General features: G+C 65.5%; 11 protein-coding genes. 9 read left to right on the top strand and 2 right to left on the bottom strand.

The genetic code is table 11. The features are described from left to right. Positions 1–90 precede the first annotated feature (90 nt). Complete coding sequence (locus AC1PQG_RS10395) at positions 91–1,245, bottom strand: sigma-54 interaction domain-containing protein (RefSeq protein WP_481122490.1); 1,155 nt, start codon at positions 1,243–1,245, stop codon at positions 91–93. After that, positions 1,242–2,447: an acyl-CoA dehydrogenase family protein gene (locus AC1PQG_RS10390; RefSeq protein WP_481122994.1), complete on the bottom strand. Its 1,206-nt coding sequence runs from the start codon at positions 2,445–2,447 to the stop codon at positions 1,242–1,244. The genes AC1PQG_RS10395 and AC1PQG_RS10390 overlap by 4 nt, the downstream gene beginning before the upstream one ends. Positions 2,448–2,850: 403 nt before the next feature. On the opposite strand from AC1PQG_RS10390, the gene AC1PQG_RS10385 reads away from it, so the two are divergent. The 9 genes from AC1PQG_RS10385 to AC1PQG_RS10345 all read left to right on the top strand — a co-directional run bounded on the left by AC1PQG_RS10385 (position 2,851) and on the right by AC1PQG_RS10345 (position 12,760). Continuing rightward, positions 2,851–4,059: an acyl-CoA dehydrogenase family protein gene (locus AC1PQG_RS10385; RefSeq protein WP_481122489.1), complete on the top strand. Its 1,209-nt coding sequence runs from the start codon at positions 2,851–2,853 to the stop codon at positions 4,057–4,059. Between the two features lie 19 nt (positions 4,060–4,078). Continuing rightward, positions 4,079–4,771 (top strand): 3,4-dihydroxy-2-butanone-4-phosphate synthase, encoded by a 693-nt coding sequence (ribB, locus tag AC1PQG_RS10380; protein WP_481122488.1) that lies wholly within the window; start codon positions 4,079–4,081, stop codon positions 4,769–4,771. 435 nt (positions 4,772–5,206) lie between these two features. Beyond that, positions 5,207–5,776, top strand: coding sequence for an FMN reductase (gene msuE, locus AC1PQG_RS10375; RefSeq protein ID WP_481122487.1), 570 nt, complete (start codon positions 5,207–5,209; stop codon positions 5,774–5,776). 41 nt (positions 5,777–5,817) lie between these two features. Beyond that, positions 5,818–6,918, top strand: a complete 1,101-nt coding sequence (gene sfnG, locus AC1PQG_RS10370) for a dimethylsulfone monooxygenase SfnG (protein WP_481122486.1) — start codon at positions 5,818–5,820, stop codon at positions 6,916–6,918. A 31-nt stretch (positions 6,919–6,949) separates the two neighbouring features. Beyond that, positions 6,950–8,179 (top strand): acyl-CoA dehydrogenase family protein, encoded by a 1,230-nt coding sequence (locus tag AC1PQG_RS10365; protein WP_481122485.1) that lies wholly within the window; start codon positions 6,950–6,952, stop codon positions 8,177–8,179. A gap of 60 nt (positions 8,180–8,239) precedes the next feature. After that, positions 8,240–9,499 (top strand): SfnB family sulfur acquisition oxidoreductase, encoded by a 1,260-nt coding sequence (locus AC1PQG_RS10360; RefSeq protein ID WP_481122484.1) that lies wholly within the window; start codon positions 8,240–8,242, stop codon positions 9,497–9,499. 64 nt (positions 9,500–9,563) lie between these two features. Next, positions 9,564–10,730 carry a trans-sulfuration enzyme family protein gene (locus AC1PQG_RS10355; protein WP_481122483.1) on the top strand — a complete coding sequence of 389 codons (1,167 nt, stop codon included), beginning with the start codon at positions 9,564–9,566 and terminating at the stop codon, positions 10,728–10,730. Positions 10,731–10,766: 36 nt separating this feature from the next. Then, entirely contained in the window at positions 10,767–11,915 is a 1,149-nt protein-coding gene (gene ssuD, locus AC1PQG_RS10350; RefSeq protein ID WP_481122482.1) for an FMNH2-dependent alkanesulfonate monooxygenase, read from the top strand. Next, entirely contained in the window at positions 11,912–12,760 is an 849-nt protein-coding gene (locus AC1PQG_RS10345) for an amidohydrolase family protein (RefSeq protein WP_481122481.1), read from the top strand. Before ssuD ends, AC1PQG_RS10345 begins: the two co-directional genes overlap by 4 nt. Positions 12,761–12,796: the final 36 nt, after the last annotated feature.

Below are 12,796 nucleotides of genomic sequence, written 5' to 3'. Positions count from 1 at the left end.
GCCTTAGGGATTTCATCTTGCTATCCATCGGGAACCCCCCGTGTTGTTGGATCTCCCGGCTGCGGCGACCGCCCGGCCGCCGCTCCGGGCCTATTTCAGGGCCGAGATGGCCCCGATCTTGATCAGGCGCGCCCGGATGACATTGCGGCTGACCCCCAGCAGGCGTGCGGCCTGCACCTGATTGCAATGGCAATACTGGTAGGCCGTGCGCATCACCACTTCTTCGATCTTGTCGAACAAATCCTCATGGCACTCCTCGAAAAGCGCCAGCAAGGCTTTTTCCAGTTGATCGACGGCCTGCTCCGCCGCCGCCTCCACCACCGGCTCGACGTCCCGGTCGAGCTTGAGCGTGGACAGATACAGGTCTTCCGGCCGCAACACCGCGTTCTTGGCAATCAGCAAGCCGTGGTGAATGACGTTCTCGAGCTCACGGATATTGCCCGGCCAGTCGTGCTGACACAGCTTCTGCTCGGTGTCGGCACGGATCGTCACCTCACCGTAGCCGAGCCGGCGCCGGTATTTATTGACGAAGTGGCGGGCCAGCGGAAGGATGTCGCCAGGGCGCTCGCGTAGCGGATGCAATTCCAGATGAACGACGCGCAGGCGGTAGAACAGATCCTCCCGGAAATGCCCGGCCTTGACCGCCTCTTCCAGCCTGACGTTGGTTGCCGCAATGAGGCGCACATTGATCGGCACCGGCCTGCGCGCCCCCAGGCGGACAACCTCGCGCTCCTGCAGGACCCGCAGCAGCTTGACCTGGATGCTCAGGGGCAGGTCGCCGATCTCGTCAAGAAACAAGGTGCCTTCGTTGGCGGCCTCGAACCAGCCGGCCTTCGATGAGAAAGCCCCGGTGAAGGCCCCCTTCTCATGTCCGAACAACTCGCTTTCCACCAGGGTTTCGGAGAACGCGCCGCAATTGACGGCCACAAACGGACCATTGCGACGCGCACTCAGTGCATGAACGTGCCGCGCGATAAGCTCTTTGCCGGTTCCCGTGTCGCCGATGATCAGGACATTGGCCTCGCTGGGAGCGACGAGTTCGATACGTGCCAGCAGGGCCTTGGATTTCGGATCCTCGAAAACCTGGGCGGTGGCGCGGATCGACTTGGACAGAACCTCAGGATTCGGCATGGTCAACAGCCGGCTATCCACACGCCCCTCGCCCCCACCCGCGAACGACACCAGCTCGGGATGGTCGCCTGCCCGGGCCATCCGCTCGGAATAGGAAGGAATATCGTCGTTCACGAGTAAAACGTCGGCTTCGGGTATTGCTGCTTCAACGCCCATTCACCTAGCTCCAGGAGTTTGTAATCGATGGGATCGTGCATGGTGTGGGTGCGCAGATTGCGCCAGTAGCGATCCAGCCCCAGCCCGGCGTGGGTAGCCCGGGCACCGGTCACCTCGAACATGCGGGTGCATAGATCCAGCCCGGTACGCGTGGCCAGCACCTTGGCCGAGGCAATCGCCAGCGCGATCTCGCCCCGCTCCCCGTCCGTCAGACGGTCGCCCTTCTGCCAACCCGCATCCAGCATGTCCGCGGCCCGCTCGGCCATCACCCGCACGGCATCGAGGCTCGCCCAGAATTCACCGTAGTGATGCAAGACGTACGGGTCGTCCTCGAAGCGTTCCGCCGGCGAACGGTGCCACGGCCGGGCCTCGTTCAGGCTGTACTTGCGGGCGTCCGCATAGGCGCCTTCGGCGATGCCGGCATAGATATTGGTCAGGATCAGCTGGGCGATCAGCGGACGCAGGCACGCAAACGGCGTACTGAGCGGCCCCGGATCGGCGAGCACCTCCTTCTCCTCGATACGGACCCGTTCGAAATTGACGCTGCCGCTGTCGGTCTGGCGCTGACCGAAGTTGTCCCAGTCCTGGATCACGTTCACGCCGCTGCGCGCCGTGGGAATCGCCGCGATGATCAGCTTGCGTGCCTCTTCCTGCTCATACGCCGAGACGATCAGCATTTCGGAATCGAAGGCTCCCGAGCAAAAGCTCTTCTTGCCGGAAAACTCGTACCAGCCATCCAGGCGCCGGCTGGTCGTGCGCCGATCCAGCGGATTCAGCGCATTGCCCCAGAACCAGTTGTGGCGCGCAGTCTGCTCGAACCAGGCACCCCATTGGTCCGGCCTGGAGAACAGGCGGACCGTGGCCAGCATGAGGTGCTGAAACGCAAAGACATGGCCGATCGAACTGTCCGCCCGGGACAGCACCCGGATCACGTCCATGGTCTGGCGCCAGTTGGCACCGAGGCCGCCGTATTCGGTGGGAATCGACAATGCCAGCAGTCCGCTGGCGCGCAGCGCATCGCGTTCCGCCTTTGGCGTTCCACCCAGGGAATCCCGCTCGGGGGCCGTGATGGAGAATTGCGCGGCAAGCCGCTCGGCGATCCTGATGGGGGTATCCAGCGCAATGATCTCGCTGGCGTCGCCGCAGGGACCCGTCAACACAGAAGTCAAATCGGAAACTCCGGAATTCAGAAGACCGGGAAGGCTTCGCAGGAAACGTGCCACGAGGTTTTCCGCGAAACCCCGACGGAATTGCTGATCATCCAGCACCCGCACTGCACAACCGTCAGCAGATCAACGGCAGCAATGCCCCGAAATCAGCACCGCCGCTGCGAGCACCTCCGGATCCCGGCGGATCGTGCCGACTTCGCCCCCCATCTTCGTCAACTGCTTCTGTAGCAGCACAAGATCCGCACGAGTGCTCCCCTTCACGCATCCATGACACGAAAACCGGCCATTCCGCCGCCCGGATGAATGGCACGTTCCCTGCTGTTCTGCCTGCGCCAATCACTGGGGATTCCGTGTCCCCCGTCTTCCATCGATCATGAGAGAACAGAAAGAAACCATGCACACCCTGCTCGAAGCACCGGAGACGAAAGCCCTCCGGGCGTCCACCAGCGCCCCCCTGGCCGTTGCCCGCGCCCTGGCCGAGGAGTTCGCCCGTACCGCAGTCCACCGCGACCAGACGGGCGGCACGCCCAAGGAGGAACGGGATGCGCTCAGACGCAGCGGCTTGCTCGGCCTGATCGTTCCCGTCGAGTACGGTGGCCACGGCGCCACCTGGACCGAAACCCTGCAGATCGTCCGGGAGATTGCCCGTGTGGACAGCTCGGTCGCCCACGTCTTCGCCTTCCAGCACCTCCTGCTGGCCACTGTCCGCCTGTTCGGCAGCCCCGCTCAGTGGCGCCCCCTGTTCGAGAAGACCGTCAGCCACGACTGGTTCTGGGGCAATGCACTGAATCCCCTGGATACCCGTACGGTCTGTACGCCACGTGACGGCAGACTCGAGTTCAACGGGCAGAAGAGCTTCTGCTCCGGCGCACTCGATTCCGACATGCTGATCGCCTCGGCCATCGATGAGGGCAGCGGCAAGCTGCTGATCGCCGCGCTGCCGAGCGACCGCGAGGGCATCCACCTCTTCCCCGACTGGGACAACATGGGCCAGCGCCAGACCGACAGCGGCAGCGCCCGCTTCGACCGGGTCCGCATCGAGCACCACGAGGTGCTGGCTGTGCCGGGCCCGCTGAGCTCGCCGTTCGCCTGTCTGCGTCCGCTGATCGCCCAGTTGATCCTCTCCAACATCTACCTCGGTATCGCCGAAGGTGCCCTCGCAGAGGCCCGGCGCTACACCAGCGGACAAAGCCGCGCCTGGCCGGCGGCGCAGGTTGCCGCCGCTACCGAGGACCCCTATGTGCTGGGCACCTACGGCGAATTCTGGGTGGGTCTCGAAGGTGCCCGCCTGCTCACCGACCGGGCAGCCCATTCCCTGGACGCCGCCTGGGTCCGCGACCTCGACCTGAGCGAAACGGAACGCGGCGAGGTGGCGGTCAACGTGGCCACCGCCAAGGTTGCGACCACCCGTGCCGGACTGGATCTGACCAGCCGCATGTTCGAAGTGGCCGGCGCCCGCTCAACCACCGCGGCGCTGCGCTTCGACCGCTTCTGGCGCAATCTGCGCACCCACACCCTGCACGATCCGGTGGCCTACAAGATCCGCGAACTCGGCGACTGGAGCCTCAACGGCAGCTACCCCACGCCTTCCTTCTACTCCTGAGCCGTTCCTCCAGACCATCATGAATGCAACAACGACCACACCCGCCTTTGATTCTGTCGAAGATGCCGTCTCGGCGATCCGCAACGGCGAATTCGTCATCGTCGTGGACGACGCCGATCGCGAGAACGAAGGCGACCTGATCATCGCCGCCGAAAAGATCACGCCTAAAAAAATGGCGTTTCTGGTCCGCTACAGCAGCGGCGTCGTCTGTATCGCGCTCCCTGGCGCCCGCCTGGACCAGCTTGCCCTGCCCCTGATGGTGAGGGAAAACACCGACCCTCACCGCACGGCCTTCACCGTGACCGTCGATTACCGGCACGGCACCACCACCGGCATCTCGGCGAGCGATCGGGCGGCAACGCTACGCGCGCTCGCCGACCCGGACACGATGCCGGGCGACCTCGCCCGTCCGGGGCACATCTTTCCCCTCCGCGTGCGCGAAGGCGGCGTGCTCAGTCGCCCCGGACACACCGAAGCCGCCCATGATCTGGTCACGCTGGCCGGCCTGCGGCCGGGTGGCGTGCTGTGCGAGATCGTGCGGGACGACGGCCAGATGGCCCGCCGCCCGGATCTGCTGCGCTTTGCCCGCCAGCACGATCTGCGGATCATCTCAATTGCCCAGCTGATCGCATATCAACACCGCAACACGGGTCTCCAGCAGTTCAGACGCGATCATTCGCCAGCCCGCCTTCTACTTGAAGCCGCCGCCTGATCCCCGGCGTACCCGCCCCGCACCTCAACGGCCACCCTCATCAGGTGGCCGTTGCTGCTTTGGAGTCATCACCGCCTTTCCTCCCGGCCCAGGCTCAGCCGCCTCCGTCTCTACCTTGCTCTGCCACCGCCCCAACTTCAGAAATAGCGTCCCTGGCAGCACGGGGTGCTCATGAAGTGCTTCTCCAGCAGCATTTCCAAATCAGGAAATAAGCTTTTCTTGATTTCCTATTCCGGATGCCTGCAGAGAGCAAGAGTTTTCAAGGCCAAAAACTGAAAAAAGCACCAATCGACTCCATTTTCACAGCCTCATTCACCGCAGATTTCATTAATACCCAGCTTTATTTCATCTGGCATGGATGCTGCTATTTCCCTTCCACACCGCAAATAGCGGACGAACCATCCAATCACACGAATTTAATACTGGAGAAATTGCATGAGCACCAAGCCGAAGATCGTCGCCGTATCCGGCGGACTGTACAAGCCGTCACGGACGCGCGTCCTGGTGGACGAGATCGTCAATGGACTCGCCCGCCACCAACCGGCGGACATTCGCATCGTCGACCTGTCCGCGATCGCCGCAGAACTGGGCGCAGTCGTCACCCCCACCGATCTTCCGCGCCACATCCTGGATGACATCCACGCGATCGAACAGGCGGACCTGCTGGTCGTCGCCAGCCCCGTATACCGCGCTTCTTTCACCGGTCTTTTCAAGCACTTGTTCGACTTCATCCATCACGAGGCGCTGGTCGATGTACCGGTCCTGCTGGCAGCCACCGGCGGCAGCGAGCGCCATGCGCTGGTCATCGATCACCAACTGCGGCCGCTGTTCAGCTTCTTCCAGGCGCACACCCTGCCCATCGGCGTCTATGGCTCGGAAGCGGACTTCCACAATTACCGCGTCACCAGCGAAAGCCTTCAGGCACGCATCGATCTGGCCGTCACCCGCGCCCTGCCCTTCCTGAAAAAACGCCGCCAGCCCCAAGCGGACCTTGCGGCCGCCTGAATCCAGCCATTTCACCCTTTTGCCATCCAGGAGATAGTTTCATGAGCCAATCGAATACGCCGGTCAAGTTTGCCTACTGGGTTCCCAATGTCAGCGGCGGCCTCGTCGTCAGCAAGATCGAACAGCGCACCAGCTGGGATATCGATTACAACCGCCGCCTTGCACAAATCGCCGAAGACGCCGGTTTCGAATACGCCCTTTCGCAAATCCGCTTTACCGCCGGATATGGCGCCGAATACCAGCACGAATCGGTGGCCATTTCCCACGCCCTGCTGGCCGCAACCACGAAACTCCGGGTCATTGCCGCCATCCTGCCCGGCCCGTGGCACCCTGCCGTGCTGGCCAAGCAGATTGCGACCATCGACCACCTCACCAAGGGCCGTATCGCCGTCAATATCGTCAGCGGCTGGTTCAAGGGCGAATTCACCGCAATCGGCGAGCCGTGGCTGGAGCACGACGAGCGCTATCGCCGCTCCGAGGAGTTCATTCAGGCCCTCAAGGGCATCTGGACACAGGACGACTTCACCCTGAAGGGCGACTTCTATCGTTTCCACAACTACAGCCTCAAGCCGAAGCCCCTGCAGCAGCCCCACCCCGAGATCTTCCAGGGCGGCAGCTCCCGCGCCGCGCGTGACATGGCCGCCCGCGTTTCCGACTGGTACTTCACCAATGGCAATACGGTCGAGGGTATCAAGGCCCAGGTGGATGACATCCGCGCCAAGGCGGCGGCCAACAACCACAAGGTGAAGGTCGGCGTGAATGCCTTCGTCGTCGTCCGCGACACCGAGGAAGAGGCGCGCGCCGTCGTCCAGGAGATCATCGACAAGGCCGACCCGGTTGCCGTGCGCGCCTTCGGCGACGCCGTGACCCAGGCCGGCAAGGCCAGCCCCGAGGGCGAAGGCAACTGGGCCAAGTCCACGTTCGAAGACCTCGTCCAATACAACGACGGCTTCAAGACCAACCTCATCGGCACCCCGCGCCAGGTGGCCGAACGCATCGTCGCCCTCAAGGCGGTCGGCGTGGATCTCGTGCTGACCGGCTTCCTGCATTTCCAGGAAGAGGTGGAGTACTTCGGCAAGCACGTGCTGCCGCTGGTCCGCGAACTCGAAGCACAACGGGAAACCGAACTGGCCGCCGCCTGACGGCCGGCTCCGCAGAGCAAGGACAATCCACATGAGCGACACCCGAAACGACAATCCGCTGTCCACCGGTACGGACTACGAGGCCCTGGCGGCCCGTTTCCGCCCGATCTTCGCGCGCATCGCCGAAGGCGCGCTGGAGCGGGAGCGCCAGCGCCAGCTGCCCTACGAACCCATCGAATGGCTGAAGAAGGCAGGCTTCGGCGCGGTCCGCGTGCCGAAGGAATTCGGCGGCGGCGGTGCCTCCCTGCCCCAACTGGTCCGCCTGCTGATCGAGCTGGCCGAAGCGGACTCCAACCTGCCGCAAGCCCTGCGCGGCCACTTCGCCTTCGTCGAGGACCGTCTCAACGCCGCCCCCTCGCCCCAGCGCGCCCTGTGGTTCCAGCGTTTCGTCGAAGGCGACATCGTCGGCAACGCCTGGACCGAGGTCGGCACCGTCAAGCTCGGCGAAGTGATCACCCGGGTTTCTCCGGACGGCAGCAAATGGCGCCTCAACGGGGAGAAGTACTACAGCACCGGCAGCATCTTCGCCGACTGGATCGACGTGTACGCCAAGCGAACGGACAACGACGGCGACGTGATCGCCGCGGTCAGCACGCACCAGGCCGGCATCACCCAGAAAGACGACTGGGACGGGTTCGGCCAGCGCACCACCGGCAGCGGCACCTCCCGCTTCGACAACGCGCTGGTCGAGGCAGACAACGTCATCGACTTCGCAACCCGCTTCAAGTACCAGACTGCGCTTTATCAGCTCGTGCTGCTGGCGGTCCAGGCCGGCATCGGCCGTGCCGTCGAACGGGACGCGGCCCGCGCAGTCCGGGAGCGGCATCGCGTGTTCAGCACCGGCAACGCCCCGCAGGTTGCCCAGGACGTGCAGGTGCAGCAGGTGATCGGGCAGATCTCGGCGCTGGTCTATGCCGCCGAGGCCGCCGCAATCCGTTCCGCCGAGCCGGCCCAGCGGGCCTACGAGGCACGCTTCGGCGGTGATGAAGAGCGCGAGAAAGCCGCCAACATCGACGCGGAGATCGAGTCCGCCAAGGCCCAGATCATCGTCTCCGAGCTGATCATCCGGGCCTCCAGCGATCTCTTCAACGCGCTGGGCGCATCCGCGGCGAGCGAAAGCCGCGCCCTCGACCGCCACTGGCGCAACGCACGCACCGTCGCCACCCACAACCCGCTGATCTACAAGGCGCGCATCGTCGGCGACTGGAGCATCAACGGCACCGAGCCGCCGTACATCTGGCAGATCGGCAGCGGCAAGTAAGCCCCGGGGCGGGTGCCCTTGCCGGCCCCGCCCGTCCCGCATTCGACCACAGGATCCCCCATGAGCACTTCAAACACCGCCATCGCTGAACGCCCGCGCGTCAACTCGCCCCTTCCCTTCGCGCCCAGACCACGCCCGGCAAAACCTGCCCACGTGATCCGCGACGACGCGGAAGCCGTCGCTGTCGCCCATCAGCTGGCACGGGAATTCGCCCAGGAAGCAGCCCTGCGCGACCGTGAAGGCTTCCTGCCCATCAGCGAGATCGACACCTATTCCCAATCGGGCCTGTGGGGCATCACAGTCCCCAAGGCCTACGGCGGCGCCGGTGTCTCCTACGCCACCGTGGCCGAGGTCATCGAGATCATCGCCGCAGCCGATTCCAGCATCGCCCAGATCACCCAGAACCACCTGGTGCTGGTCGCCCACATTGGCCTGGACGCAACTGAAGAGCAGAAGCGCGAGCTTTTCGGGCTGGCGCTGCAAGGCTACCGCTTCGGCAACGCCTTCTCGGAGCTGAACAGCCGCAACGTGGCGACCTTCGAAACCAAGGTGCTCGACAAGGGCGATCACGTGATCGTCCATGGCCAGAAGTTCTATACCACTGGCGCGCTGCTCGCCCACGTCGTTCCCATCGTCGCCGTGGATGATGACGGCAAGGGCTACCTGGTCTTCGCCGACCGGGATGCGCCGGGCCTGACGGTGATCAACGACTGGTCCAGCTTCGGTCAGCGCACCACCGCCTCGGGCTCGGTGAAGATCGAGCAGGTGAGCGTGCCGAAAAGCCGCGTGGTGCCGATCCTGGCTTTCGACACCCCCACCGCGGCGGGCGCAATCTCGCAGATCATCCAGGCCGCCATCGACGCCGGCATCGCCCGCGGCACCCTGGACGACACCATCCGCTTCGTGCGCGAGAAGAGCCGTCCGTGGATCGACAGCGGGAAGGAGACCGCGGCCGAAGATCCGCTGACCATCTCGGCCGTCGGTCAGCTGGCAATCCGCCTGCACGCCGCCGAAGCCCTGCTCGAGCGGGCCGGACGTCGCATCGATGCAGCCCTGGCCACGCCGAGCGAAGAGAGCGTGAACGAGGCCACCCTCACCACCGCGGAATCCAAGGTGCTGACGACGGAGATCGCCCTCGAAGCGAGCAATCGCCTCTTCGAACTGGCCGGCACCCGCGCCACGCTGGCCGCCCACGGCTTCGATAGGCACTGGCGCAACGCCCGCGTCCATACCCTGCACGACCCGGTGCGCTGGAAGTACTTCCATATCGGCAACTACCACCTGAACGGCGTCAATCCTCCGCGCCATCCGTGGAACTGATCCGGTGCTCACGGGGAACGTGGGCGATAGCGCCACGTTCCCCCCATCCCATCGTCGACCTGCCATGAGCCCAACGCCCGTCCGTCCGCCCGCCGTCAGCCCCGAAACCGCCGCCGCCCAGGCACTCGGCCAGCTTGCCCCGCCCTTCCAGGAGGTGGTCGCCCCCATCCACATGGCGACCACCTACGCCCGGGATGCAAACGGCCAGTTGAGCGGCGGCCGGCTGTACGCCCGCGACGCATCGCCCGCTTACGATCCGGCCGAAGCCCTGTTGTGCCAGCTGGAAAACGGCCACGCCGCGCGGCTGTTCGCCTCCGGCATGGCCGCCAGCACCGCGGTGCTGCAGATCCTGAAGCCGGGCGACAAACTCGTCGTACCGCGCAACATGTACTGGGCGCTGCGCAACTGGGCCCGGCGTTTTGCGGCGCAATGGAACATTGTGCTGGCCGAATACGAGAACAGCAGCCTGAGCAGCCTGCAGGAGGCACTCTCCGGCCCGCCCCCGCGTCTGCTGTGGATCGAGTCGCCGGCCAACCCGACCTGGGAGGTCACCGACATCGAGGCCGCCAGCACGCTGGGGCGTGCCCACGGCGCGCGGGTGGCCGTAGACTCCACTGTAGCGACGCCGGTGCATACCCGCCCGCTGGATCTCGGAGCCGACTTCGTGGTCCATTCGGCAACCAAGTACCTGAACGGCCACTCCGATGTGGTCGCCGGCGCGGTGGTCGCCCGCGCCGACTCGGACGACTGGCAGACCATCTGCCAGTACCGCGGCCAGGCCGGCGCGATACTCGGCCCCTTCGAAGCCTGGCTTCTGCTACGGGGCATGCGGACCTTGTTTCCGCGCGTACGGACCGCGAGCCGCTCCGCCCTTCACGTTGCCCAGCGCCTTGCGAAGCACTCGGCGGTGATCGAAGTCCGCTACCCCGGCCTGCCCGGCGATCCAAACCACCCGATCGCCGCACGCCAGATGCGTGACGGCTTCGGCGGCATGCTGTCCTTCCGCGTCAAGGGCGGCGCCATCGGCGCCCGCCGCGTGGCCGGCAGGCTGCGCCTCTTCAAGGAGGCCACGTCCCTCGGCGCGGTGGAGAGCCTGGTCGAGCACCGCGCCCCCGTCGAAGGCCCCGACAGCCTGTGCCCCGACGACCTGTTGCGCCTGTCCATCGGGATAGAGGCCGTAGACGACCTGATCGCCGACCTGGAGCAGGCCCTCGCCGGGATACCGGCATGACACCGCGCCTCCCGATATCAACCCATTAGGACCGTCATGAGTCTCGACATCTTCTGGTTCCTGCCCACCTCGGGCGACACCCGCTATCTGGGCAAATCCAACACCGGTCGCCCGGTCACCCAGGAATACCTGCAGCAGATCGCCGTCGCCGCCGACAACCTCGGCTACGACGGCATCCTGATTCCCACCGGCAGCGGCTGCCTCGACCCCTGGGTGACCGCAGCCAGCATCGCCGGCGCAACCCGGCGCCTGAAGCTGCTGGTCGCCCTGCGCACGGCCCTCACCCGCCCGACCGCCGCCGCGCGCATGGCGGCCACCCTCGACCAAGCCACCCACGGCCGCCTGCTCCTCAACGTGGTGGCGGGCGGTGACTCCACCGAGCTGGCGGCGGACGGCATCTTCCTCGATCACGACGCGCGCTACGCCGAGGCCTCGGAATTCCTGGCAATCTGGCGGCGGCTGCTGCAGGGGGAAACCGTTGACTTCCATGGCGAGCACCACCGCGTGGAAGGCGCCCGGAATTTCTTCGAGGCCGTCCAGCGCCCCTATCCGCCCCTGTATTTCGGGGGATCGTCACCGGCCGCCCACGAGCTGGCCGCCGAGCATGTCGACACCTATCTGACCTGGGGCGAGCCCCCCACCGCCGTCGCTGAAAAGATCGCCGATGTCCGCGCCAGGGCCGCCAGGCATGGCCGGACGGTCAGGTTCGGCGTACGCCTGCATGTGATCGTGCGGGAAACCAACGACGAAGCATGGGCTGCCGCGGAGCGCCTGATCAGCCGCCTAGACGATGAGACAATCGCCAAGTCCCAGGCCCGCTACGCGGCGATGGATTCGGTCGGCCAGCAACGCATGGCCGCCCTGCATGGCGGCCGCCGCGACAAGCTGGAAGTGAGTCCCAACCTGTGGGCCGGCGTCGGCCTGGTGCGTGGCGGCGCCGGCACCGCGCTGGTCGGCGATCCGCAGACCGTGGCCACCCGCCTGAAGGAATACGCCGACCTCGGCGTGAGCAGTTTCGTGCTGTCCGGCTATCCGCACCTGGAAGAAGCCTATCGCTTTGCAGAACTGGTCTTCCCGCTGCTGCCGGGCAAGAAGCCGGTCACCATCCAGGACCACGTGATGACCGGCGGCCCCTTCGATGCCCGGACCGTCAATTCCAACAACACCGAAAAGGTAACCGCATGACCCGCGTCATCGACCTGCGCTGTCGCCCCGCCTACCTGCACGACTTCTTCGGCGCCACGCCGGGAAGCGCCGCCAATGAAACCGCCCGCTGGCTGAACCGCCGCGTCGGCACCCGGGGCGACGACGAACATTACGCCCGTTCCCGGACACCCGCAGGCTTCCTCGCCGAAGTACGGGAAGCCGGCCTCAGCAAGGCCGTGGTCGTCGGCCGCCACACGCCTGGCCAACACCTGCCGATCGACCTGATCCACCGGATCACCGACGGGCACGACGAACTCCTCGGCATCGCCGGCGTGGATCCGCAGTTGCAAGGCCAAGCCGCCGTGGACGAAGCCGAGCGGGCGATCCGCGACCTCGGGCTGGCCGGCATCGACATCGAGCCCGGCTTCGGCGAACCGGCCCGCCACGCCGACGACCCGGTTTACTTCCCGATCTACGAGCTGTGCGCCCACCTCAAGGTGCCGGTCTTCCTGATGAGCGGCCCGACCACGCCGGACCCGCGCTTCAACGATCCGGCCGCCCTGGCCCGCGTGGCGCAAGCCTTCCCCAGCCTGCCCATCGTCTGCTACCACGGCTATTGGCCGAACGTGCAGCAGGCGCTGGGCGTGGCCTTCCGCTACGAGAACATCCACCTCGTACCGGACATGTATCTCTTCGTCGCCGGCAGCCAGGCTTACGTGGACGCGGCCAACGGCTTCCTTGGCGATCAGCTGCTGTTCGGTTCGTCCTATCCCTTCCGGCCCATCCGGCAGAGCATCGACGACTTCCAGCAACTGGGCTTCAAGGAGTCGTTGCTGGACAAACTCCTGTACGGCAACGCCGCCCGCCTGTTCGCCATCGACTGACGCCCAGGCTCCCCGGGCTCGACAGCTGCACCGCCT

It is taken from the genome of Zoogloea sp. GDB6, assembly GCF_056724105.1.
Note: the sequence above shows the minus strand (reverse complement) of the source record. Positions and strands in the feature narration are given on the sequence as shown.